Below are 22,813 nucleotides of genomic sequence, written 5' to 3'. Positions count from 1 at the left end.
TGCTCCTCCTCGCCGCCGCCCCGCTTGCCGCCCAGATCACCCGGGACCCCCCGTCACTGACCGGCCGCTGGATCCTCATCTTGTGGCCCGACTCGAGCACGACCCTCACGGAGACCCAAGGGCTGACCGGTTCTCTCGCATTGGCGCCGGCTCGCGGAACCCCCGGGCGTATACCGGCCGCTATCAGATCGGACTGGCCTCGGGCGGCCTCGGTCCTCCCGCGGCCCGGGTCGTGGCCGGCGCCGGGCCCGGCGACTCGGTGCGGCTCGCCCTCAATCCTACCGGCCCACCACGGCCGGTATCAATCGGCCGACCCCCGCCGCACGGGACGGTTTGTCCTCCGCCGGGCGCCTCGTTAGGCAGGTTCCTGGCCCGGAAGCTGGTCCTCCCAGAGCGCGAAGATATTCCCGTCGGGATCGGCGATCATCGCCATGACACCCCAGGCCATCTGGGTGGGTTCGCTCACGAAGGTGACCCCTTTGGCGTGCAGCTCACCGCAGAGGTGCAACAACCCCGGCACGAAAAACGTGATGCCGGTATGCCGGCCCACCATGGCCTTCGCGTCGGGATGCCCGGCGGGGTGGACGCCCAAGTGCGGCGGGGCTTCGAGGAACTCGGCGCCGAACGAGCCCTGCTTGTTGACGGCGAGGCCCAACGTGTCCCGATAGAAAGCGATGGCACGGTCGAGGTCATTCACGAACACCGCGACCGAGTGCATTTGATTGATCATGGCTCGAGAGATTGGTAGGCAGTGGCGAAGTTGCGGCGCATCCGGACGAGGCCGGGCCGCTCGAGTGGCGTATCGGCAAACCGGGCCGCAAAACCGGCCGCGTCGAGTCGTTCGAAGAAGTCGGGGTCGTCCAAGGGGATGTCGCCCCGGTCCTGATAGGCGGACCGATCGGTGGCCGCGGCAAATCGTTCATTCCACGGGCAGACATCGTTGCAGATGTCGCAGCCGAAGGCCCACCCTTGGAACTGCCGGGCGAGTTCGGGATCGGGGTCCGGTTTGTGCTCGATGGTGAGATATGAAATGCACCGGGTCGCGTCGAGGGTTCGCGGTTCGACCAGGGCATCCGTCGGGCAGGCGTCCAGGCACCGGGTACAGGTGCCGCAATGATCGGTCTCGAACGGCCGGTCGACCTCGAGAGGCAGGTCCGTCAACACGCTCCCAATGAAGAAGAACGACCCGGTCCCCGGCCGAATCAGCATGGTGTTCTTTCCGATCCACCCAAGCCCCGCCCGCGCGGCCAACTCCCGCTCCGGCACCGGCCCCGCGTCCGCAAACGCCCGCGCCACCGTCGCCCCTCGCTCGATCAGAAACCGGCTCAACTCACCAAGCCGCTCCCCCAACTCGAGATGGTAATCCCGCCCCCGAGCATATTTGGCGATCCTCGGCACTCGGCGCTCGGCGCTCGGCACTCGGCCGGCCCCGTCAGCCGAGTGCCGAGGCAAGTAACTATCGAGGACGACCACGGCGCGAACGGCGCCCTCCACGATCAGGGCGGGGTTCTTCCGTTTCTTGGCTTGGCGGTGGAGGTAGCGCATCGTGCCGCCGAACCCGCGGGCCAGCCAGGTATCGAGGGCATCGCCGAACCGGCTGGGATCGAGACTCGCGACGCCGCACGCCAAGAAGCCGAGGCGGGACGCTTCGGCCAGGATCTCCTCGCGGAGGGTCACGACTGCCGGGTGGTCAAAGCCGCATGGTCTCCCGGCGCCAGCGGGCAAACCGGACCACATCTTCGACCGGCGGCACGGCCGCCTCATCGCCGTAGGCGGTGTACATTCGCCACCGGAGGTAGGTCGGATCGGGCAGCGGCAGGAACGGGGCCCGGCCCCACCAATTTCGGCGGCGGAAGGCCCAGCCGGTCTTGATCAGGTCGAGAGCCAGCCGAGGGTTGACGAGCGCCGGGCCAACCAGGGCGGTAGCCAGGGAACCCCACGATCGGGCGGCTGCAGGTTCGATGCGAGGTGGAGAGTCCATAGCTTCCGGGACAATATAGCGGCTCCGGCTATATTCCCGCGGCACATTCTCATGGGACCACGTTGAAAACCAACCGGCTCGAACATCCTAATCCGCCCGCCGGCACGACCGCCGACGAGCAGCTGCTCGACATCCGGAAGACCGACCCGTGGCGGGTGCTTCGGATCATGGGCGAGTTCGTCGAAGGATTCGAGCGCCTCGCCGACGTGACCGACGGGGTGACCATCATCGGCTCGGCCCGGACGGCCGCCACCGATCCTTACTACCAAGCGGCTTGCGACACCGCCCGGCTGCTGGCGGAAGCGGGGTACCCGATCATTACCGGGGGCGGACCGGGCATCATGGAAGCGGCCAACAAGGGCGCGGTCGAAGGCAACGGGCTTTCGATCGGCTGCAGCATCGAGTTGCCGCACGAGCAGGACACCAACCCGTACGTTCGCTTGAAGATGTTTTTCCGGTTCTTCTTCGTCCGGAAAACGATGCTGGCCAAATACTCCAAAGCGGTCATCGCGTTTCCCGGGGGCTACGGCACCCTGGACGAGTTATTCGAGTTTCTGACCTTGATGCAGACCGGCAAGATGGCCTCGATGCCCGTAGTGCTCTACGGATCGCACTACTGGGGCCCGATGGTTGCCTGGATCAAGGACACCATGGCCGCCGAGGGCAAAGTACATCCCGCCGACCTCGACATGTTCACGATGGCCGACGACCCGACGGTCGCCGCCAATGCGATCATTTCCCACCGCCGCCCGACGAAATAACGAGTCAGAATCTATGGCCAAGACCAAGCTTCCCTCCGGCAGGTTCCTCAAGGGACCCCGGATCAACCCGAAAGCCATCACCGGCAAGGAGCGGGTGGCCGACTTGATCGACAACGCCTTCCTGGCCTACAACGCCGGCCGGCTCAAGGAGGCGTGTCAGCTCTTTACGCAGCAGATGCTGAAGCCGAAGGTGACGATCGGGATGAGCCTGACGGGGGCAATGACGCCGGCCGGCATCGGGATGAGCACCCTCATTCCGCTCCTCGAAGCCGGGTTCGTCGACTGGATGATCTCGACCGGCGCCAACCTCTACCATGACGCCCATTTCGCGCTCGGCCTCGCACTCCATCAGGGCACCCCGTTCGCGGACGATGTGGTGCTCCGCAACCAAGGCGTGGTCCGGATCTACGACATCTTCTTCGACTATTCGGTGTTGTTGTCGACCGATGCGTTCATCCGGGAAGTCTCCGCCCGGCCAGAATTCCAGAAGCCAATGAGCAGCGCCGAATATCACTACCTGCTGGGCGGCTACATTCGGGCCCGGGAAAAGGCCCTGGGACTCCGCAAACGGTCGGTGCTGAGCGTAGCCCATGAGCTTGGAGTTCCGATCTACACCAGCTCGCCGGGTGACAGCTCGATCGGCATGAACGTCGCCGAGCAGGCGCTGTCGGGCAGCAAGCTCCGGTTCGACGTCAGCGCGGACGTCAACGAAACCGCGGCCATCGTGCTCGAGGCCAAACGGGCCGGCGGTAAGAGCGGCGCCCTGATTGTCGGCGGCGGCAGTCCCAAGAATTTCCTCCTTCAGACCGAGCCCCAGATTCAGGAAGTGCTGGGGATCGACGAGCGGGGCCACGACTTCTTCCTCCAGCTCACCGATGCCCGGCCCGACACCGGGGGCCTGTCCGGGGCCACCCCGGGTGAGGCGGTGAGTTGGGGCAAGATCGACCCTGACATGCTGCCGGGCACCGTGGTGTGCTACCTCGACAACACCGTGTCACTGCCACTGCTGACGGCCTACGCCAAGGCCCGGGTCGGCAAGCGGCGGCTCAAACGGCTCTATCACAAACGGGACGCCATGATGACCCGGCTGGTTCGCGAGTATCAGTCGGCGCTTAAATTCCGAAACGACCGGGCCCAGAAAGCCAAAAAAGTCCGGACGTGAACGATCGGCGGTATGGCGGGTATGCGCTTGCCGTCCTGACGGCAACCAATCTGCTCAACTATCTCGAGCGGAACGCGATCTTCGCGTTGTTCGAACCGGTCAAACGCGACCTGGGCCTGACCGACGGCCAGCTGGGTTGGCTGGGCACGGCGTACGTCCTGGTGTTCTCGCTGGCCGCCCTTCCGTTAGGCCTTCTGGGAGACCTCCGGTCCCGCCGCGGGGTCATCGCCGGCGGGATTGCCCTTTGGAGTCTCGGCACCGCTCTGTCCGGTCTGGCCATGGGCTTCACCTCCTTGTTCGTTGCCCGAGCGCTGGTCGGGTTCGGCGGCGCGGCGGCGGCGGCGGCCTCAGCCTCGATGGTGGCCGACTATTTCTCGGGCCACCGCCGGGCCCTGGCCATGGGCATCTTCATGTCCGGACTGGCTGTGGGCGGGGTGCTCGGGATCCTGATTGCCGGGCAACTCGAAGCCCTCTACGGGTGGCGGGTGGCGTTCCTGGCCCTCGGGCTTCCCGGCTTCGGGTTGGCCGCGATCATCGTCCGGCTCAAAGATCCCACCCGGCCGTTGCCAACCGGAACCCTGACACAGGAACTCGAGTCGATCGGGATCGGCGTCGGGTCGATGATCATGGCCTGCGCCCCGATGCTGATCGGCCTCGGGCTTGGCGGGTTTGCGGCGTACGTCCTCGACCACTACTACGGCGCCACCTCGAGCCTCGACGCAGCCGCCATGCTCGGGTTTGCCGGGATCGGGCTGGCGTGGAACATCCGGAGTTGGATCAGGCGGAGCCGGGCCGCCCCGGTCCTCGGCGATCCCGGCGAAGAGGTCCTCGATGCGGCGGTCACCGACCTGAAGCAAGCGTTTCGGGTGGTGCTGGGCACCCCGACGCTCGTCTATGTGTTCGTGGGCGGGGCGTTGATTTCATTCGGCATGAACGGGATCGTGGCGTGGTCGCCGACGTTCATCACCAGGGCGCTAGGCATGACCAACGCCGAAGCCAGCCGGCTGCTCGGCGGGGCGGGCTTGATCGCGGGCACGATCGGCACGCTGGCCGGAGGGTGGCTGGCCGACGGGTTGCGGAAACGCTACCCGAGCGCCCGGGTCCTGGTCACCGGCGTGAGTCTGATCCTGGGCGCCCCGCTCGCAATCTTGCTGCTGTCGCTCCGGGATCCGGCGGTCTTCATCCCGGTGTTCTATGTCGCGTTCATTCTGCTCACGATGTACAACGGTCCGCTGACGGCGACGATCTTCGACGTCGTCCCGCCCCGGATCGGCACGACGGTGGTCGGGGCGTACCTCCTCTTCATCCATATTGCGGGTGACTCGATTGCGTTTCCGCTGGTCGGCATGCTGTCGGACCGGTTCGGCCTCGACCGGGCGATCTATGTCTTGCCGGTCGCGGCGTTGATCGGTGGAATCGTGGTGCTCGGCGCCAGCCGGTGGTTGGTCGGTGACGTCCGCCGGGCAAGCGAACCGGCTTCCGGAATCGTTGCGGTCAGCCGACTCAGCTAACGAGGAACCATCGTAACAACCCGGCCAGAGCCGCCCCCGCCAACACCGTCAGCATCCCGACCCGATACCGAAGCATGGCAACCATCGCGACCACCGCAAGCGCCAGGCCAAATGGATCGGCCGTCGACCATACCGGTACCGTGACATTGAGCGGCCCAACCTCGATCCGGTCCACCCGCCCGAATACGACGTGAAGCGCGAACCAGACCGCCAAGTTCGCAATCACCCCGACGACCGCCGCCGTGATGGCGGACAACGCACCACTCAACGGGCGGTGTCGACGGAGCCGCTCCACATAGGGCGCCCCGACCAACACCAGCAGCATACTCGGCACGAACGTGGCCCACATCGTGATCAGTGAGCCGGCCAGTCCGCCCATCAAGCCGGCCACCGGAGCGCCAAGTCGATAGCCCGCCAGGAACCCGACAAACTGGAGCACCAGGATCAACGGGCCCGGCGTCGTCTCGGCGAGGGCCAACCCATCGAGCATCTCCGATGCCGAAAGCCAGCCGTACCCGCTCACCGCCTCCTGGCTGACATAGACAAGGACGGAGTACGCTCCCCCGAACGTGACCACCGCCGCTTTGCTGAAGAACACGCCGAGATCAACGAAGAGATGGTGGGGACCGAGGGCCGTCGCGACGAAAGCGATCGGGAGCCACCACACGATCAGCCCAGTCCCGAGCACGCCGATGGTCCGGGCAAAGGAGGGTGGTTCGGTCGGCGCCGGTACGGAAACCTCTGAACCCCCTGGCATCCACCAGCCGATGAGGCCCGCCACCAGCACCACGATCGGAAACGGAACCGCCAACGCAAATAGGGCGACAAACGCGGCCCCGGCGATGGCCCAATGACCCCGGCGCTTGAGGGCCCGCCCACCGATCCTCCGGAGGGCGTCCACGACGATCGCGAGGACGGCCGGCTTGATCCCCGCAAACACCGCCGCCACCGGCCCCACGGTGCCGACGGTCGCATAGAGGGCGGAGAGCCCGAGCAGGATCACGACTCCCGGCAGCACGAACAGCGTCCCTGCAATCAGGGCGCCGCGGGCCCCGTGGAGCAGCCAGCCCAGATAGGTCGCCAGCTGCTGAGCCTCGGGCCCGGGCAGCAGGGTGCAGAAGTTCAACGCATGAAGAAATCGGTCTTCCGAAACCCACCGGCGCTCGGTCACGACTTCCTGATGGAGGATCGCGATCTGACCGGCGGGGCCGCCAAATCCAATCAGCCCAACCCGGAGCCACACCCGGGTGGCCTCGCGAAGGGTGGGGCCGGCACTAGTAGACATTCCGGACCTGGAGAACCCGCCACGCCGCGCGATGAATCTCGAGCCCGACCAAATGGCCGGCCGCCACCCCGTTCGGCGGGCCGACCAAGATCAGCACTTGCCGGGCGTCCTGACCGGGCGGCACCAGCGCCACGCCTGCCGCCGAGAGGACGAAGGCCGGCCGCTCCTCCAGCACGTCGAACATCCGAACCTTGGGCGCCCGGCGGACCATCGAATCCAGTACCAACGTCGGACAGCGGCATCATTGCCGGAGATCGATCGCCCGGATGGCACTCAACACCCCGGAGGAATCCGCCGCCACCGGCAGAGGAACCCGAGCTTGGGCCCGGGCCGGTTGGGCCAGGAGGAAGCCCAGGGCCACCACTGCCATGATTGCCCACTGGCTCGAAGCCCCTTGTCCGAGTATCCTCCCTTTGCGGGTCCGTTTTTCCATAGCACAACCTCCACAATCGTACCGGAGTCTCTGGCGAATGAGCCATGTGACGGTCCCCCTCACCAGGCGCCGTGCCGGGCAAACCATGCGCAAAGACGCATGGTGGGTCGAGCCCGCGGTGATCTTCGTGATCCTGTCGTCGTTCGTGGTCTATGCCACCTGGGCCGCCTTCCAAGGCAACCACTACACCCATGGGCCATACCTGTCACCGTTCTACAGCCCCGAAATCTTCGGCGACTCGCCCCACGCGTGGTTCGGGCCGAAGCCGGGCTGGTGGCCGGGATGGCTCCCGTTCTCGCCGGCGCTGATCATCCTCCCGTTTCCGGGCTTGTTCCGCTTCACCTGCTACTACTACCGCGGCTCGTACTATAAGGCGTTCTGGGCCGATCCGCCGGGCTGCTCGGTCGGCGAACCGCGCAACACCTATCTTGGCGAACGCTATTTCCCGCTGATCCTCCAAAACATCCACCGCTATTTCATGGCTATTGCGGTGGTCTTCGTGTTTCTGTTGGGATACGACGCCTGGAAAGCGTTTTGGTTTGCCAATGCCGAAGGCACCACCTCATTCGGCGTCGGCATCGGCAGTTTGCTGCTGGCGTTGAATACGATCTGTCTCGCCGGCTACACCTTCGGCTGCCATTCGATGCGCCATATCGCCGGCGGGTGGCGCGACCAGTTCTCCAAAAAGCCGGCGTTCAAGGTCCCCTACGATTGCACTTCATGCCTCAACCGGGGTCATCACCGGTGGGCCTGGGTCAGTCTCTTCACGGTTGCCTTCAGTGACATTTACGTCCGGCTCTGCTCGATGGGGATCTGGACCGACTTCCGGATCTTCTAGAATGACCGACGTCAAGACCTTCGATCACGACGTGCTCGTCATCGGCGCCGGCGGCGCCGGTCTTCGCGCGGCCATCGAAGCCGCGGGCCGCGGGGTCTCCGTCGGCCTGGTGTGCAAGTCGCTCCTCGGTAAAGCCCACACCGTCATGGCCGAGGGGGGCATGGCGGCGGCGATGGGCAACGTCGACGACCGCGACAACTGGATGGTGCACTTCACCGATACGCTTCGAGGCGGCCAGTATCTCAACAACTGGCGGATGGCCGAACTCCACGCCAAGGAGGCACCGGACCGGGCCCGCGAGCTCGAGGCCTGGGGCGCAGTCTTCGACCGGACCAAAGACGGCAAGATCCTCCAGCGGAATTTCGGCGGCCACCGGTATCCCCGGCTGGCGCACGTCGGCGACCGAACCGGCCTCGAAATGATCCGGACCCTCCAGGACCACGGGATCCACCAAGGGATCGACGTCCACATGGAGGTGACGATCGTCACCCTCTTCAAGCAGGCGGGCCGGGTTTGTGGCGCGCTGGCGTACGACCGCCAGCACGGCGAATTCCGGCTGTTCCGGGCTAAGGCCATCGTGCTCGCCACCGGCGGGGTGGGCCGGGCCTACGAGGTCACGAGCAACAGTTGGGAGTACTCCGGCGACGGCCAAGCGCTGGCGTACGAAATGGGCGCCGCGCTGATGGACATGGAGTTCGTCCAGTTCCACCCGACCGGCATGGTGTGGCCGCCGAGCGTCAAAGGGATTTTGGTGACCGAAGGGGTTCGCGGCGAAGGCGGCGTTTTGCTCAACAACCGGGGCGAGCGCTTCATGTTCAACGACATCCCCGACAACTACAAAGCCCAGACCGCCGACACGCCCGAAGAGGGCTGGCGCTACGTGATGGGAGACAAGGACGCCCGGCGCCCGCCGGAACTGCTGACCCGCGACCACGTGGCCCGTTGTATCATGCGCGAAGTGCGAGACGGCCGGGGCAGCCCGCACGGCGGCGTGTTCCTCGACATCCAGTGGATCAAAGAGAAGCTCCCGGGCGCGCCGGAACGAATCAAGAAGAAGCTTCCGAGCATGTACCACCAGTTCAAACAACTGGCGGACATCGACATCACCAAGGAACCGATGGAAATCGGGCCGACCACCCATTACATCATGGGCGGGATCCAGGTCGACGGCGATTCCCAGATGTCCACCGTACCAGGGCTTTTCGCCGCCGGCGAATCGGCCGCCGGCCTCCATGGCGCCAACCGGCTCGGCGGCAACTCACTTTCGGATTTGCTGGTGTTCGGAAAACGGGCCGGCGAATATGCCGCCGCCTTTGCCAAGGAACAGAGCGCCATGGCGCCGGACCAGGGCGAGGTCACCGAGCAGGTCAAGCTGGCGCTGGCCCCGTTCGAGCGGCCCACCGGCGAGAGCCCGTATAAGGTCCAGCAGGACCTTCAGATCATGATGCAAAAGCTCGTGGGCATCGTCCGGTGCGAGAGCGAGATGGTGGAGGCGCTCGAGGGGCTCCAGAAGCTCAAGACCCGGGCCGCCACGGTGCGGGTTCCCGGCAACCGGGAGTACAATCCGGGTTGGCACACCGCCATCGACCTCAAGAACCTCTTGATCGTGTCCGAGGCGATCGTCCACTCGGCTATTGCCAGGCAGGAAAGCCGGGGCGGTCACTTCCGGGAAGATTTCGAAGACAAAAAGGCGGAATTCGGGGCCTTCAACCATCTCATCGAGCAAGGCGCCGACGGCACCATGCAACTCCGCCGGCACCCTATCCCTCCGATGCGGGACGAACTGAAGAAAATTGTCGAGGAGCTGAAGTAATGGCACAGGCGACCTTTTCGATTTGGCGGGGCGAGGCCGGTACCGGCCAGCTGACCGACTATACCACCGAGGTTACCGAGGGCATGGTCGTCCTCGACGCGGTCCATCAGATCCAGATGGAGGATGCCACCGATCTGGCGTGCCGATGGAACTGCAAGGCCGGTAAGTGCGGCTCCTGCTCGGCCGAAATCAACGGCCAGCCCCGCCTGATGTGCATGACGAGGCTCAATCAGCTCGACCTGACCGAACCGGTCACCATCGAGCCGATGCGGGCGTTTCCGCACCTCAAAGACTTGGTGACCGACGTCAGTTGGAACTACCAGGTCAAGAAAGGCATCAAGAAGTTCGCGCCCCGGAAACCGGACGCCGACGACGGCACCTGGCGGATGCAGCAGGACGACGTCGACCGGGTCCAAGAGTTCCGGAAGTGCATCGAGTGTTTCCTGTGCCAGGACGTCTGTCACGTCCTCCGGGATCACCACCTCCACGACGAGTTCATCGGCCCGCGTTTCTTCGTCTACACCGCCAACCTCGAGATGAACCCGCTCGATACCGAAGACCGCCTCGATGAGTTGCGGGAGCTCCACGGCATCGGCTACTGCAACATCACCAAGTGCTGCACCAAGGTCTGTCCCGAGGGCATTCAGATCACCGACAACGCCATCATTCCGCTCAAGGAACGGGTGGTCGACGCGGCGTTCGATCCCTTGGCCAAGTTGCTGACGATCGTCACCGGCAAGATTCCCGGCCCGTAAGGAGGCCTCATGTTCGAGCTCAAGCCGATCACCAAGGATGGCGTAGCCTCGGCGCTCGCCCGAGCCGAGCGGTATCGGTTGCTGAACGAGCCGGAGGGGGCCGAGAGTATTTGCCTCGACGTCTTGCTGCTGCTGCCCGAGAACCAGGAGGCGTTGATCGCGCTGCTCCTGGCCAGGACCGATTTGATTTCCCGGGGGGTGGGTGGATCGGTTGGGCGGGCCCGGGAGGTGCTGCCCCGGCTTCGAGAGCCGTACGATCGGGAGTACTACGCCGGCATCATCAACGAGCGGCGGGGGCATGCCCAACTGCTGAGCCCGAGCATCGGCGCGTCGGCATTGGCGTACGACTGGTTCCACGAAGCGATGGAGTGCTTCGAACGGGCCGTTGCCATCCGGCCGGCCGGCAACGACGATGCGGTACTCCGGTGGAATAGCTGCGCCCGGGTTCTCAATGCCCATCCGGAAATCGCGCCTCGGCACGATGACCGCGCCGAAGTCGTCTTGGACGACTAGGCGGCGAGGACCTTGAACCCCGCCAGTTCGAAATGCTGGTCGAACGCAAAGGCCGACTTGATTCGCTCCCGGCGCATCGACTCGAAGCTGACCGCGTCGCAGAGCGTCAGGCGCTGGTCCCGGAACCGCTCCAACCAGCCGCTGGCCGCGGCCTCCAGCACCTCGGCGTCGACCGCGAGCCACTGGTAGGCGGGGTCCTCGAGCAACGCGGTGGTGACGCCGCGGGCTACCTCCGGGCCGCGACGATACAGCAACAATCCCTGAAGTTCCGCCAAAATCAACGGCGTGGCCACGAACCGGCCGCCCGACGCCAGGAACCGGCGAGCGATCGTGACCGCCCGGACGTGATACTGGTCCTGCCGATGGGCCAGCGCCAGGAGCGCGCTGGTATCAGCGAGAACGCGACCGGCCACCCGACGCCTTGCCGTAGAGGTACTCGTCGTGATTGACCGCCAAGTCCGGTGCTGGCGCCGGCCCATCCGCCGCCCCAATCAACCGGTCGAGCGACCAGCCGGCCGCCCGATCACCGAGGGCCTCATCGGACAGCCGCCGCAGACCGCGACGGAGCAGTTCGGCCTTGGTCAGGCCGGTGGCCACGACCAAGTCGTCGAGGAGATAGAGGTCAGGCCCGTCGAGGTAGACCTGGACCGGCTCCCGAACCCGCGGGATGTTTTTCGAATCAGACATCAGGCCCCCATTTACATGTACAATGTACAGCTTTACATGTATACTGTCAATGCTTCAAAACACGCCAACCCCCTAAGGGCGCGGGCCGGTCGGCCACGGAATCCGGCCGTAGGGTTTCGTGCCGGGCCAGAGTTCGTTGAGGGTGGCGGCCTCGTACAGGCGGCCTGCTTTCATGACCATGGCAACCTTCGAGGAGTTTCGAATGTCGATGGTCGGGTCGGCGTCCAGAATCGCGAGGTCGGCGAGCTTGCCGGCTCGGATCGACCCGGTTTCGTGGTGGGCCCCGATGAAATACGCGCCGTTCCAGGTCGCCACCTTGATCGCCTCGACCGGCGTGAGCGCGGTCGCATAGGTCCAGAGTTCCCAGTGCGAACCAATCCCGGTTTGCTCCCCGTGCTCGCCGATGGCGGCAAACCCGCCCGCCTTGACGATATCGGCCACGCCCTCAGCCATGATCGGGAACGCCACCTGTTCGAGGAGTTTCGGCGCGGCGCTCGCGACCTTCGCAGCCAGGACCGGGTAGGGCATGAACCGCCGAGTTCGGGCTTCGTTCAGCAGGTCGGCCGAGGGCCGGTAGTATTCCATCGCCCCGTGGGGCACCCCGGCCACCATCAGCGTCGGCGAGTAGACCAGACCGGCCTTGCCGAAAAACGTGGTGGCATCGCGATAGAGCGGCAGATCGGCGATCATGTGCTCCCAACCGGTTTGTCCGTCGATAGCATAGCCCACATCGAGAAAGAGCGGCCCGCCCTCGCTGGTGAGGCTGATCTCCGCCTCCCGGGCGGCTTGGACCAGCAGTTGATGCTGGCGGCGGCCGGGCTGGCGGTAGTTCTTGATGGTCACCGCTCCCCAGGCCTTCCGGCGGTTGATCTCCGACCGGGCCACCCCGATCGAATCGATCTCGGGGAAATCGCCCCAGGCGCTGCCCCAGGCGATGACGGTTTCGGCGGAGCTGTACACCCGAGGGCCGGGCATCACGCCGGCCTCGACCAGTTCGGTCAGCGCGAACGCGCTCGCCGATTGGGTGGCCGGGTCGACGATGGTGGTGACCCCGTAGGCCAGATCGAGGGCGAAGGGTGAGTGATGCTGGGTAACGGTGGCGCCGGCGTCACTCTCGGTATGATGGGCGTGGAGATCGATCAGCCCGGGCATGATCGTCTTGCCCGACACGTCAACGACCCGGTCGACGCCGGTGGTGTCGCAGACCCCGACGCAGGCAATCCGCGAGCCGCGCACCACGACGGTACCTCGGTCGATCACCCCACCGCTGTCGATGGTGACGATCTTGGCGCCGACCAACGCGATCGATCCGGCCGGCTTCATCCGCGGCAACCGCAACCGGATCTCAATCGCCTCGGCCTTGGCCGAGGCGACGTCATAGGTCACATACCGGGGCCCGGATGCAAACTCGAGCGTGGTGGCGTTCCGCCATCGGGGGAAGATCCCGCCCCATTCGCCGACTCGGACCCGACCCGCCGCCGTGACGTTCGGATTCGGCTCGATGGGTTGGACGCCGCCATCGGGTGTGGTGGGGGCCACGAAGACCTGGTGAGCCGCATCGAATGCCACCCACCGACCGTCCGGCGACCACACCGGGGTGTTCCCCTGCCCGCGCCGGGCCGGAAACTCGAGATGCGTCCGCACGCCGCCGCCTTCCCAACTCACCGTATTGACCTGGACGGTGTTGGCCAGATCGGCCGAGTCGGGAAACGGTTTGTACAAAAGCGGCGAGGCGGGTTGCGCGAGCTTCTGGGCCGGAAACGTTAGGCGACCGTCGGGCCCAAGGCCGGCCCGCTGCCAACCGCCGATCGACGCCAGGACGGTGGCCGGGCCGCCCGCCGCCGAGAACCGAACCAGATCCCAACCAGCCGGGTTTGCCCAGGGGTTCCAGCCCTGCCCCGGCTTCGGACCGGGGCCCCGGCTCGCCGCGAGCCACCGGCCATCGGGGCTGAAGACCGGCCCGAGATACTCCCCGGGTGCGTTCGATACCCGCCGCACCACGCCGCCCGCTCCCCCAACGACCCAGAGGTGACCGCGCGACGTTTCGTCCCAGCTGGTAAACGCCACCGACTGCCCATCCGGTGACCACACCGGGGCAAACTGAAATGCCGGTAGCATCGGCTCGGTCAGCGGCGTCGGAGTGCCGCCGGGAAGGTCCATGACCCAGATCCGACCCGCCGCCACGAACGCCAGCCGCTTCCCGTCCGGCGACGCCGCCGGCCACTGAATGAACCGAACCTCGAGCGAGTCATCGTCAATTTGGATCCGGCCTCGAACCGGCTCCGCCACGGTCCGGAGCACCCGAGCCTCGAACGGAATCGGCGTCAGGGTTCCGGTCGCCACATCGAGTCGCTGGATCTTGCCGCCAACCGACAACACGATCGATCGGCCATCGGGCATCCAGGCGTACCCTGGAAACGGCCGATAGGCGTACTGCGCGTTGATTTCAGTGAGGTCCTTGGTAGCGACGGGCAGGAGGGCCCGTTCCTCCCCGCTCGCCAGGTTTCGAATCCAGAGCCCGGTGCTCGGCCGCATGGTGTGGCCCCGCCACTCGAACGTCTGGTCCGGCATTTCCCTGGAAAAGGTCAGCCACTTCCCATCCGGCGACACTTTGGGCGTCGTGGCCGAGGGCTCGTTCCCGACGTCGGCCGCGTAGCCGCCGGCTTTGAGGGCCGCGCGGAACTCGGGCGATGGCTCGGCCGGCCCCGGGACCCGGACCGTCTCCGACCGGCCGGTGGCCAACTCGCGCCGGATGATCCGGTACCCGGCGGTGAGCATGCCGAGCCCTTCGCCGATCGAGTAGGACACGTGGTAGAAGAGATCCCGGCCGTCGGGAGAAAAATGGGGCGAGTCCGGTTGGGTCAGCCGTTCGTTGACCAGTGGTTCCGGCGGGCCACCATCGAGCGGCAACCGAAACAGCGTCCGGTTCTGACGGTGCCAACCGCGCCCCGGCGTCCGGTACAACCGGACCGCAACCAGACTCTTGCCGTCGGGCGCCCAGGCGGGCTGAATGAACCGGGTGTCCGGATCGCCGAACACGAGTTTCGGGTCGGTGCCGTCGGCGGCCATGGTCCAAATGGCCAGCTGGCCGTTCCGGTCCGAGGTGAAGGCGATTCGCTTTCCGTCCGGCGAAATCGCCGGGTGAAAGTTGAGGGCGGGGCCGCTGTTCTGGGTCAGGGCCACCGCGGTGCCGCCGCTTTGCGGCATTCGGTAGACATGCCCCAACAGATCGAAGGCGAGCCAACTGGCGTCGGGGGCCACATCGACCGACATCCCAGTGCCTTCATCGGTCGTGAAATCAATGACCCGGGTCTCACCGCCTGGCGGATCCAAGCTTACGGAGGGGTCGATCGATTGACTGGGTTGAGTCCCGCACCCGAGCACGACGGGTCCGAGGAGAAGAGCGAACCGGATGTTGGGCATCCGAATACGATAGCACCATTACATCGGCGTTGCTTTGAAACCCGCGTCGTCGATGGCCGCGACGATCAACGCGGGGCTCCCCTGCCCGGGGTCGAACTCGAGCTCGGCCCGGCCAATGGCCACCGACTTGATCCGAACGCCAGGAAGCTTGGCGAGCCCCCGATTCACCGCGTTGAGGCAGTGGTTGCACGACATGCCTTCGATGGCCAGCTTGATTTCAGTCATGGCAGCAAGAAAGCGGAATCCCCCCGTTTCTGGCAACCCGCGCCGCCCGGAGGCCGGGCTTCCCGGCAGCCACTTGGGCAACTCGTTATGGCACCAACGTTTAGATGACTGAAAAGAGACACAGGTTCTGCATTTCAGGCCCCTGATGACCGCCACAACCGCACCCACCCCGCCGATGGGCGACCTCTTGGTCCCGGTCCTCGACCTCACGGCCGGGGCCCCTGATCCGGCGTCGATCGCCACCTGGGCCAGACTCTCGACCAGATTTGGAGCCCGCGCCACGGTCAAACCGGCGGGAACGCGGAGCGGACCGTCCGGTACCGGCTGCGACGCCAAGGCAACTACAGCCGACACGACTGGATTCGGATCCATGGCCTGTTACGGGCCAAGACCGAAACCGCGGCGTTGACCGTGGAGCAGATGGCCCATATGATGGGAACGGAGGCGCGGACGCTTCGCAGTTGGGTGGCCCGCTACCTCGGGATGACGATGAAGACGTTCCGCGCTACGATCGGTTGGGAGTGGATTCTCGAACTGGCGCTTGGCCGGGGCGGCGTCCACGTCGAGCACGGCGCTACTCGCCCCTGGTCCGCCGAACCCACCAAGCGACGAGGGCAACCAGTCCCGATATCGCGATGATCGTCGGACCGGTTGGGAGGTCCAAGGGAATCGAGAGCGAAAATCCGACCACCGACGCGAGGACCGCCGACGCGATCGAATAGCCGAATGCCCCGTGCATCGACCGGGCCAGCAGCAGCCCGGTCACCGCCGGCAGGACCAGAAAGTTGAACACCAGCAGGACGCCCGCCGACTGCATCGCGAACGCAATCACCACGCCGATCGTCAGATAAAGCAACAGATTCCACCGGGTGACCCGATAGCCCATGGTCTGGGCCGTTTCCGGATCGAAGGAAACGAAGGTGAATTCTTTGGCGAGCGCGAAGTGCAGCACCAGGACCGGACCGATGACCGCGAGCAGTTCGAGCGTTTCGTGGCGGGTGATGCCGAGAATATTGCCCTGGAGAAAGATGTCGTGGGCTTCGCCGCTCGCGGCTTTGGCGATCAGGAGAATGCCCAAGGCGGCCGCCACCGCGTAGGTCACCCCGATCCCAGCGTCATGGTGCAAGAACCGCCGGCCGCCCCCGGCACCGAAGAAGAGGGCGCCCGCCAGTGTCACCACCAGCGACATCCCAATGGTATAGGCGTGGTTGGTACCGAACAGACCGAGGCCGCCGAGCCAGATGGCCAACGCAATGCCGGCGGAAGACAACTGGGCGAGCGCCGCACCGACGAACACGATGCGACGGAGCACCACGTAGACGCCCAGGACGGCGCACCCCACCCCGATAATCAGTGCACCGTACAAGGCCTCCCGAAACAGCGAGATGGTCTCAAACATGCCCGGGTGACCTGGCGGGCCGGCGGGTGACGACGACCCGGTGACCGTCGAACGTGTTGACCTCGACGGGGAGTCCGTAGACTTGGCTCAGGACCTCCTCATTGATGATCTCGGGGACCATTCCGAGCCGAAGTTTCTCCTCGAACACCAATCCGATCCGGTGGACGTAGTTGGCCACCTCGTTCAAGGCATGGCTCACCATCACGACGGTCAAGCCGCGTTGGTCGTGCAGATCCCGCACCAATCCGAGAATCTGGGTCGTGGAGACGAGATCCATCCCGTTGGTCGGCTCATCCAAGACCAGCACGTTGGGATCGCCGACCAGGGCCCGCGCAATGAGGACCCGTTGCTTCTGCCCTCCCGAAAGCCGGGACAGGTTTCGGTCGGCCAAGTGCGGAACCCCGACCTGCTCAAGGGCCTGGCGCGCCGCGCGACGATCGTCGGGGCCGGGGCGGTGCCCAAGCCGGATCCGATCGTACCGGCCCATGATGACGACGTCGCTGACCGACAGCGGGAAGAGCGAGTCGACCTGGTCGCGCTGGGGGACGTAGCCGAACCGGAGGCCTGCGGTCTTGGTAACCGTGCCCGCCAGTGGCAGGAGAGTACCCAACATCGCCCGAATGATCGTGGTCTTCCCGGACCCATTCGGCCCGACGACACCTAGAAAATCCCCCTCGGGCACCGCGAAGGTCACGCCGGTCAGCACCGGACTCCGCCCGTAACCGAGACTGACGCCGTCGAACCGAACCAGGTCGCTCATTGCACCACTTTCGCCAGCGTCCGGATGTTGTACGTCATGACAGCCAGGTAGTCGTCGAGACCCTTCTGTCCGCCGACCGATGGCGGCAGAACGACGACCGTTGCACCGGTTTTGGAGGCCAGGAAATCGGCCGTTTTCCGATCGTAGTACGGCTCCAAGACGATGGCCTTGGCCCCGGTCCGCTTGATGGTCTGAATCAGGCCGGTCAGATGCGACGGCGAGGGCGGAACGCCCGGTTTCGGTTCGACAAACCCGACGATGTTGACGCCGGTATACTCGGCAAAATAGCGCCAGCTGGTGTGCCAGGCGACGATCGGCCGGGCCTTGAGGCTCGCGAGATCGGCGGCCCATCCCTTGGCCGCCGCGTCAATCGCGCCCTCGAATCTGAAAAGATTGGCGGCGTAATCGGCCGCCCCCGCGGGGTCGAGTTCCGAGAACTTATCCCGGAACAGCCCGGCGATCCGCCGTCCGTTGACGGGGTCGAGCCAGTAGTGGGGGTTCCCCAACGCATGGACGTCCCCCTGGCTTCGATCGACCGACCCGCTCGGCAGGTCCAGCACGGCAATGGCCTTGGACACGTCGAGGTAACCAGTCCCGCCCAAACGAATTTTCGGGTTGCGGGCTCCATCGAGCAGGATGGGCATCCACCCGATTTCCAAATCCAGGCCAACAAAGGCCCACACATCGGCTTTTTGCAGGTCGAGCACAAAACTCGGCTTGGCTTCGACGAAGTGGGGGTCTTGGTAGCCTTCGCTGATGTGTTTGATCTTGATTCGAGCGCCGCCAATCTGGCGGGCGATATCGTACAGGTCGGACGTACTGGTCACCACTTTGAGTTGCGCTGCCGCGGGAACGGTCAGCTCCAGCAGCAGCAGCGGAACAGTCAGCAGGAGTCGTCGCATGGCCAGGGTCCTCAGAACGGGTGCGGCTTGTGGGGACCCATGGCGAACGTGGCCTGGACCATGATGCGTCCGTAGGCCGATTCACCGGGAGGGGTCACCCGCTCATAGCCGATCAGGATTTTCGAGAATTCACTGGGGAAAAATTGCCAATACCCGGATGCCGCCCGAAGCCGCTCACCGGCGGCATCCGGATCGGCTACCCAGTCGTAACGAGCCCCGAGGAACGTCCGGCGAGTCAGTTGATAGCGGCTGTACACATAGCCGCCGGTGGAGTTTGCGGTCGGGCCCAGGTAACGGGCCGCCGGCAACCCCGCCGGGATGTCGCCCCCGCCGTTCAGCTGGCGGAGGATCTCCGCTTGAAGGATGAACGACCGGTAGAGGCCTTGTTTCAGCGGGCGCCAACGATAGGTGGCATCGATGCCGATGAGGCTTTGGCGGGCGGTCACGGCGTTGACCCCGGGAACACCGACCGCTTCACCGGGCCGCTTGCCGGTGATCGCACTGGCGGAAATCTCGAGGTTGGCGTGGTTGGTCAGATCGACATAGTTCCGGAGCCGGGCCGAAAAACCGAGGTTGGCGAGTTTGGTGTTGACCGGCTCCGTGGTTTGGAGTGACTCGTCGAATTCCCCGAACCGGTCGGTTGCCGTCACCTGGAGTTCCTGATAGAAGCCAAGTGGCGAGAACACCTTGCTGAGGTAGATCCCGGTACCCTTGAGACCCTCGGGCCCGAGGAACCGCTGGAGGACCCAGGGATACTCAATGGTGTGGAGGTCGTGCCGGTGGGTCATATTCTGCTTGCCAAACGGCATCAGGAACCGGCCGAACCGAGCTTCGAGGCCGCCCGGAAGTGCAGTGGCCGTGAGGTACGCCTGCTCGATCGAAATCTTTTCCTCGTCGTTGAGGCCGAGGAACACATCGCCACGGAAATAGGGATCAATGGCGGATTGGATGGCGAGTTCCACCTCTCGCACCGCAAACCGCTGGCCGCCCTCCTGAGTCGAGCCCCGGCGGGAAAAGTCTCCAATCAAGTCGCCGACCATGCTGACGTCAGGCAACAACCGGGGATTGGTGGCACTCCGCGCCGGAATCGGCGGGGGAGCGGTCTTGGTCGTGTCTTGGCCGTACGCCGGGGTCACGACGGTGGCCAGTATCAATAGACTGTAGGCCCGCACGTCCATGGGGGCTCCTTCCTGTGATCTCGAGGATAGCGACCCAGCCGGACGGCTGGGCTTGGATCAATCGCTAGATGGCGACCCGAGCAGGGGGGGCTCGGCACGAAGGGAGGAGCAACGGCCGGGCATCGAACGGCTGGTCAACGCCGGTCGGATGCGGCGCGGATTCGGGACCAACCGTGTAGAGCGGCGGCGGCGGAACCCGCAACGGGGTCTGGTCGCTGACGGCGGCAGTTTCGAGGCACTGATCGGAGTGGTGCTGGAGATCCTTGGCTTCGACGTGGGCAACGCCGCGCTGGCCCTGATCCTGGCGGTGGAGGCGCAATTCGAACGACACCGGTAGCACCATCGCCACCAGCAGGCTCAGTGCGATCAGGCGAATCCAGAGCGCCGATACCCGGTTCATGGGATAAATGTACTTTGACCCCTGCCTGGCCGCTCCCCGGGTCAGTTTGAATAGGTTTTCGAGAACCTCACCAGGTCATCCCCCGGGCCGTAGTGCCCCGCTTCCACCGCCACCTGCCCGAAACCGTGACGTTCGTAGAAGGCGCGGGTGGGCGCGTAGTCCGGCCGGCCGGAGGTCTCCACCCGGAATGTCCGGGCCCGGCCGGTGGTCCGTCGTTCCATCTCTTCAAGAAGCAAAGACCCAAGCCCCGAACCCTGTTGCCCCCGATCCACGACGATCCAATAGAGATCGAAGGTGCCCTCACTGGCCGGCGTCGGGCCCCAACAAGCCCAGCCCACAAGCACCCCATCGACCTCCACTCCGGCCGACTCGTAGTCGGGGTCGCCGAACGAATCGTCGAAGACCTCAAGCGCTACCGGGATCTCATGGTCGTAGAACAGGCCGACGGCCCGCGTCATCGCCTCGACCCGGGTCCGATCAGCGGGGGTCAAGGCGCGAAGGCGTGGCCGAGCCACGGAACGACTCAGACTGAGACTTTGAGGTACTGCGCTTCGGCAACCCGCCGGCGCTCGGCACGATCGAGGGCTTCGTCGACGACTTTTTGAATCAGCGTGGTGTAGTCCCAGCCGCGAACCCGGGCCATCCGGGCCAGGCCGGCATCCACCGAGATGTCAGGATTGGGATTGACCTCGAGCACATAAGGCTCGCCGTTCGGCGCAATCCGAATGTCGACCCGGCCATAACCCATTTCCGAACCGATAACCTGCCAGGCCAACCGGGCCACCGACGCGACCTTCTCGGCTAACACGGGGCCTAAGGGCGCCGGACACATCGGGATGGTCCCGAGATCTTCTGGGCTCCCGTCATCCCACTTGGCCGCGTAGGTCACGATCGGCCAACTCCCCGGCGGCATCTTCTGAAAGTTGATCTCCGAAATCGGCAGCATTTCGGACCCGACGAAACCAACATTGACCTCCCGGCCCGGCACATACTCCTGGATCAGGGTGTCCTCCCAAAGGCCCGCCACCTTGGCCAACCGCTCCTTGAGAGCCTTCTTGGTAGTGCAGACCGACCCGGAGTCGATCCCGACGCTCGCATCCTCACCCGACGGCTTGACGATGACCGGGAACATCAGCCCGTCCGGCACGGTGCCCCGCTTGGCCAGCACGAACGGCGGTACCGGCACCCCGGACGCGGCGAACAGGGTGTTCGCAATGTGTTTTCGGTGGGCGATCGTGACGGTCCACGAGTTACAACCGGTGAACGGGACCCGGGTCAGATCGAGCGCGGCAACGGCATAGTCCTCATACCGGGCGATCCCGTTGACCCCTTCGCAGAGATTGAAGACGGCATCGCAGCGTTGGACCTTCTGGAGCCAGCGCACGTCGCCGAGGGTAACCGGGATCAGGGTGGTGACATGGCCGCCGGCCCGGAGCGCTTTCTGCACGGTCCGGACGTTAAGAAGCACCGCGGCGACATCTTTCGGATCCCAGTCGCCGCTGCCGGCGTCGTAGACAACCCCAATCCTCAAGCAGCCACCTTGGCCAAGAGGGACTTGCCGCTGATCCGGCGCCAGGCGATGTCGGCCACGGTCTGGATCAGCGTATCATAGGACATCCCGGCGGCCCGGGCGGCCTTCGGGAAGCACGAGTTATCGGCCGGGTTCGGCAGAATCCCGGGCAGCGGATTCACCTCGACGACCATCGGGCGCCCGGCGGCATCGCACCGGACGTCGACCCGGGCCCAATCACGGCAGCCCAAGATCCGGTAGGTCGAGAGCGCCACGCTCCGGATGTCCCGGGCCAGTTCTTTGTCGACCTGGGCCGGGCACTCGAACAACTCAAGCGGCCGATCCGGGGTATCCCAGAGCCACTTCGCTTCGTAGCCATAGATCGGCGGGGCGTTGAGCGGCAGTTCATCGAACTTCATCCCGACGATCGGGAGGCAGCGGGCTTCGCGGCCGTTCCCGATGATCGCCACCGTGAACTCTTGCCCCGGCAAGTAGGTCTCGATCAGGACCGGTTCCTCATAGACCTCGAGGAGGTCGCCGACCACCGAGACCAGCTTGGCCCGATTGGCACAGAGGCTCCGGGTGGTGATCCCCTTACTCGACCCCTCCAGCGCCGGCTTGGCGAAGAGCGGGAACGGGAGGGTGACGTTCCGGGCGTCAGCCCGGGAGTTGGCCACGATGAACGGAGCCGTCGGCACGCCATGATACGCCAGCACCTCCTTGGCCCGGCCCTTATGCAACGACAGGCTCAAGGTCAGCGGATCGGAGGCGTGGTAGGGAATCCCGAGGAACTCGCAGATCGACGGGACGTGCGCCTCGCGATTCACCCCGTAGAGGCCTTCGGCTATGTTGAAGACGAAGTCTGGGCGAGCCGCCATGACCTTCCGAGGGAAATCAGCGTCGGCCTCGAGCCGAATGACCTTCCCCAGGCCTGACAGGGCCTTTTCGACCGCATCGATGGTCTCGGGCTCGTCCCACTCAGCGTAAAGATCGGGCTGCGGGAGATCGGAGCGGAGCGACCGGGCCGAGAACTTGGCCGGCGCTGGTGGAACTGCCGGAGACGGAGAAGCAGGAGCTTCGACGCTCGGGGTGGAAGGCTTGAGATTGAACGCGAACCCAATTCGGACCGCCAAAGGTTCTCCTTGCAAAGGGCTTTCGTGGTGTGGCAAGCGACTACGCACCACTAAAGTAAGAAACATCATCTCATCGCACAATACATTTTTCCAAGATTCGTTGACCAAAGTCGAGATTCAACATCGAGTTGCGGAGGATTGGAT

The 22,813-nt window shown here is 65.1% G+C and carries 24 protein-coding genes; 7 read left to right on the top strand and 17 right to left on the bottom strand.

What is annotated here, in order from left to right; genetic code table 11:
• Positions 1–355: 355 nt before the first annotated feature.
• From EXR94_10675 to EXR94_10665, 3 genes are read right to left on the bottom strand one after another with little or no spacing between them, the layout of a single operon-like run.
• Positions 356–730: a VOC family protein gene (locus EXR94_10675; protein ID MSR03182.1), complete on the bottom strand. Its 375-nt coding sequence runs from the start codon at positions 728–730 to the stop codon at positions 356–358.
• Positions 727–1,764: a tRNA epoxyqueuosine(34) reductase QueG gene (gene queG, locus EXR94_10670; GenBank protein MSR03181.1), complete on the bottom strand. Its 1,038-nt coding sequence runs from the start codon at positions 1,762–1,764 to the stop codon at positions 727–729. Before queG ends, EXR94_10675 begins: the two co-directional genes overlap by 4 nt.
• Positions 1,691–1,981, bottom strand: coding sequence for a hypothetical protein (locus EXR94_10665; protein MSR03180.1), 291 nt, complete (start codon positions 1,979–1,981; stop codon positions 1,691–1,693). Before EXR94_10665 ends, queG begins: the two co-directional genes overlap by 74 nt.
• Before the next feature lie 167 nt (positions 1,982–2,148).
• On the opposite strand from EXR94_10665, the gene EXR94_10660 reads away from it, so the two are divergent.
• The 3 genes from EXR94_10660 to EXR94_10650 are packed head-to-tail and all read left to right on the top strand — an operon-like array spanning position 2,149 to position 5,415.
• On the top strand, positions 2,149–2,742 hold the full coding sequence (locus EXR94_10660) for a TIGR00730 family Rossman fold protein (protein MSR03179.1): 594 nt from the start codon (positions 2,149–2,151) through the stop codon (positions 2,740–2,742).
• 13 nt (positions 2,743–2,755) lie between these two features.
• A complete protein-coding gene (locus EXR94_10655) occupies positions 2,756–3,904 on the top strand; it encodes a deoxyhypusine synthase (GenBank protein ID MSR03178.1) in 1,149 nt (382 codons plus the stop codon).
• Positions 3,859–5,415 carry an MFS transporter gene (locus EXR94_10650; GenBank protein ID MSR03177.1) on the top strand — a complete coding sequence of 519 codons (1,557 nt, stop codon included), beginning with the start codon at positions 3,859–3,861 and terminating at the stop codon, positions 5,413–5,415. Before EXR94_10655 ends, EXR94_10650 begins: the two co-directional genes overlap by 46 nt.
• Here EXR94_10650 and chrA read toward each other — a convergent pair.
• Together chrA and EXR94_10640 are read right to left on the bottom strand one after the other, a co-directional pair.
• Positions 5,408–6,700: a chromate efflux transporter gene (gene chrA / locus EXR94_10645; GenBank protein ID MSR03176.1), complete on the bottom strand. Its 1,293-nt coding sequence runs from the start codon at positions 6,698–6,700 to the stop codon at positions 5,408–5,410. The genes EXR94_10650 and chrA overlap by 8 nt on opposite strands.
• Positions 6,690–6,911 carry a hypothetical protein gene (locus tag EXR94_10640; protein ID MSR03175.1) on the bottom strand — a complete coding sequence of 74 codons (222 nt, stop codon included), beginning with the start codon at positions 6,909–6,911 and terminating at the stop codon, positions 6,690–6,692. Before EXR94_10640 ends, chrA begins: the two co-directional genes overlap by 11 nt.
• A 259-nt stretch (positions 6,912–7,170) precedes the next feature.
• Between EXR94_10640 and EXR94_10635 the strand changes: the two genes are divergently transcribed.
• The 4 genes from EXR94_10635 to EXR94_10620 are packed head-to-tail and all read left to right on the top strand — an operon-like array spanning position 7,171 to position 11,052.
• Positions 7,171–7,971, top strand: coding sequence for a succinate dehydrogenase (locus EXR94_10635; GenBank protein ID MSR03174.1), 801 nt, complete (start codon positions 7,171–7,173; stop codon positions 7,969–7,971).
• A gap of 1 nt (position 7,972) precedes the next feature.
• Complete coding sequence (locus EXR94_10630) at positions 7,973–9,784, top strand: fumarate reductase/succinate dehydrogenase flavoprotein subunit (GenBank protein ID MSR03173.1); 1,812 nt, start codon at positions 7,973–7,975, stop codon at positions 9,782–9,784.
• The gene (locus EXR94_10625) at positions 9,784–10,539 is read left to right on the top strand and encodes a succinate dehydrogenase/fumarate reductase iron-sulfur subunit (GenBank protein MSR03172.1); all 756 of its coding nucleotides are present in this window, start codon (positions 9,784–9,786) and stop codon (positions 10,537–10,539) included. Before EXR94_10630 ends, EXR94_10625 begins: the two co-directional genes overlap by 1 nt.
• Before the next feature lie 9 nt (positions 10,540–10,548).
• Entirely contained in the window at positions 10,549–11,052 is a 504-nt protein-coding gene (locus tag EXR94_10620; GenBank protein ID MSR03171.1) for a hypothetical protein, read from the top strand.
• On the opposite strand, the gene EXR94_10615 is transcribed toward EXR94_10620, so the two are convergent.
• From EXR94_10615 to EXR94_10560, 12 genes are all read right to left on the bottom strand, one after another.
• Positions 11,049–11,531, bottom strand: a complete 483-nt coding sequence (locus EXR94_10615) for a PIN domain-containing protein (protein MSR03170.1) — start codon at positions 11,529–11,531, stop codon at positions 11,049–11,051. The genes EXR94_10620 and EXR94_10615 overlap by 4 nt on opposite strands.
• Positions 11,443–11,739, bottom strand: a complete 297-nt coding sequence (locus EXR94_10610) for a hypothetical protein (GenBank protein ID MSR03169.1) — start codon at positions 11,737–11,739, stop codon at positions 11,443–11,445. Before EXR94_10610 ends, EXR94_10615 begins: the two co-directional genes overlap by 89 nt.
• A gap of 72 nt (positions 11,740–11,811) precedes the next feature.
• Positions 11,812–15,162, bottom strand: coding sequence for a hypothetical protein (locus EXR94_10605; GenBank protein MSR03168.1), 3,351 nt, complete (start codon positions 15,160–15,162; stop codon positions 11,812–11,814).
• Between the two features lie 18 nt (positions 15,163–15,180).
• A complete protein-coding gene (locus EXR94_10600; protein MSR03167.1) occupies positions 15,181–15,759 on the bottom strand; it encodes a copper chaperone in 579 nt (192 codons plus the stop codon).
• Positions 15,760–15,961: 202 nt separating this feature from the next.
• Positions 15,962–16,786, bottom strand: coding sequence for a hypothetical protein (locus tag EXR94_10595; protein MSR03166.1), 825 nt, complete (start codon positions 16,784–16,786; stop codon positions 15,962–15,964).
• Complete coding sequence (locus tag EXR94_10590) at positions 16,779–17,546, bottom strand: metal ABC transporter ATP-binding protein (GenBank protein MSR03165.1); 768 nt, start codon at positions 17,544–17,546, stop codon at positions 16,779–16,781. The genes EXR94_10595 and EXR94_10590 overlap by 8 nt, the downstream gene beginning before the upstream one ends.
• Complete coding sequence (locus EXR94_10585; GenBank protein MSR03164.1) at positions 17,543–18,448, bottom strand: zinc ABC transporter substrate-binding protein; 906 nt, start codon at positions 18,446–18,448, stop codon at positions 17,543–17,545. Before EXR94_10585 ends, EXR94_10590 begins: the two co-directional genes overlap by 4 nt.
• Before the next feature lie 11 nt (positions 18,449–18,459).
• Positions 18,460–19,626: a hypothetical protein gene (locus EXR94_10580; GenBank protein ID MSR03163.1), complete on the bottom strand. Its 1,167-nt coding sequence runs from the start codon at positions 19,624–19,626 to the stop codon at positions 18,460–18,462.
• Positions 19,627–19,690: 64 nt separating this feature from the next.
• A complete protein-coding gene (locus tag EXR94_10575; protein ID MSR03162.1) occupies positions 19,691–20,026 on the bottom strand; it encodes a hypothetical protein in 336 nt (111 codons plus the stop codon).
• Between the two features lie 41 nt (positions 20,027–20,067).
• On the bottom strand, positions 20,068–20,541 hold the full coding sequence (locus tag EXR94_10570; protein ID MSR03161.1) for a GNAT family N-acetyltransferase: 474 nt from the start codon (positions 20,539–20,541) through the stop codon (positions 20,068–20,070).
• An 8-nt stretch (positions 20,542–20,549) separates the two neighbouring features.
• On the bottom strand, positions 20,550–21,557 hold the full coding sequence (locus EXR94_10565; GenBank protein ID MSR03160.1) for a D-alanine--D-alanine ligase: 1,008 nt from the start codon (positions 21,555–21,557) through the stop codon (positions 20,550–20,552).
• The gene (locus tag EXR94_10560; protein ID MSR03159.1) at positions 21,554–22,735 is read right to left on the bottom strand and encodes a D-alanine--D-alanine ligase; all 1,182 of its coding nucleotides are present in this window, start codon (positions 22,733–22,735) and stop codon (positions 21,554–21,556) included. The genes EXR94_10565 and EXR94_10560 overlap by 4 nt, the downstream gene beginning before the upstream one ends.
• Positions 22,736–22,813: the final 78 nt, after the last annotated feature.

It is taken from the genome of Gemmatimonadota bacterium, from assembly GCA_009692115.1.
Lineage (GTDB): Bacteria > Gemmatimonadota > Gemmatimonadetes > Gemmatimonadales > GWC2-71-9 > SHZU01.
This window is presented reverse-complemented; position numbering and strand designations above follow the sequence as displayed.

Coding starts and splice junctions, on each gene's coding strand:
- EXR94_10675 (MSR03182.1), bottom strand. CDS start 730: ATGATCAATCAAATGCACTCGGTCGCGGTGTTCGTGAATGACCTCGAC.
- queG (MSR03181.1), bottom strand. CDS start 1,764: ATGAGGCGGCCGTGCCGCCGGTCGAAGATGTGGTCCGGTTTGCCCGCT.
- EXR94_10665 (MSR03180.1), bottom strand. CDS start 1,981: ATGGACTCTCCACCTCGCATCGAACCTGCAGCCGCCCGATCGTGGGGT.
- EXR94_10660 (MSR03179.1), top strand. CDS start 2,149: ATGGGCGAGTTCGTCGAAGGATTCGAGCGCCTCGCCGACGTGACCGAC.
- EXR94_10655 (MSR03178.1), top strand. CDS start 2,756: ATGGCCAAGACCAAGCTTCCCTCCGGCAGGTTCCTCAAGGGACCCCGG.
- chrA (MSR03176.1), bottom strand. CDS start 6,700: ATGTCTACTAGTGCCGGCCCCACCCTTCGCGAGGCCACCCGGGTGTGG.
- EXR94_10640 (MSR03175.1), bottom strand. CDS start 6,911: ATGGTCCGCCGGGCGCCCAAGGTTCGGATGTTCGACGTGCTGGAGGAG.
- EXR94_10635 (MSR03174.1), top strand. CDS start 7,171: ATGAGCCATGTGACGGTCCCCCTCACCAGGCGCCGTGCCGGGCAAACC.
- EXR94_10630 (MSR03173.1), top strand. CDS start 7,973: ATGACCGACGTCAAGACCTTCGATCACGACGTGCTCGTCATCGGCGCC.
- EXR94_10625 (MSR03172.1), top strand. CDS start 9,784: ATGGCACAGGCGACCTTTTCGATTTGGCGGGGCGAGGCCGGTACCGGC.
- EXR94_10620 (MSR03171.1), top strand. CDS start 10,549: ATGTTCGAGCTCAAGCCGATCACCAAGGATGGCGTAGCCTCGGCGCTC.
- EXR94_10615 (MSR03170.1), bottom strand. CDS start 11,531: ATGGGCCGGCGCCAGCACCGGACTTGGCGGTCAATCACGACGAGTACC.
- EXR94_10610 (MSR03169.1), bottom strand. CDS start 11,739: ATGTCTGATTCGAAAAACATCCCGCGGGTTCGGGAGCCGGTCCAGGTC.
- EXR94_10605 (MSR03168.1), bottom strand. CDS start 15,162: ATGCCCAACATCCGGTTCGCTCTTCTCCTCGGACCCGTCGTGCTCGGG.
- EXR94_10600 (MSR03167.1), bottom strand. CDS start 15,759: ATGGATCCGAATCCAGTCGTGTCGGCTGTAGTTGCCTTGGCGTCGCAG.
- EXR94_10595 (MSR03166.1), bottom strand. CDS start 16,786: ATGTTTGAGACCATCTCGCTGTTTCGGGAGGCCTTGTACGGTGCACTG.
- EXR94_10590 (MSR03165.1), bottom strand. CDS start 17,546: ATGAGCGACCTGGTTCGGTTCGACGGCGTCAGTCTCGGTTACGGGCGG.
- EXR94_10585 (MSR03164.1), bottom strand. CDS start 18,448: ATGCGACGACTCCTGCTGACTGTTCCGCTGCTGCTGCTGGAGCTGACC.
- EXR94_10580 (MSR03163.1), bottom strand. CDS start 19,626: ATGGACGTGCGGGCCTACAGTCTATTGATACTGGCCACCGTCGTGACC.
- EXR94_10575 (MSR03162.1), bottom strand. CDS start 20,026: ATGAACCGGGTATCGGCGCTCTGGATTCGCCTGATCGCACTGAGCCTG.
- EXR94_10560 (MSR03159.1), bottom strand. CDS start 22,735: ATGTTTCTTACTTTAGTGGTGCGTAGTCGCTTGCCACACCACGAAAGC.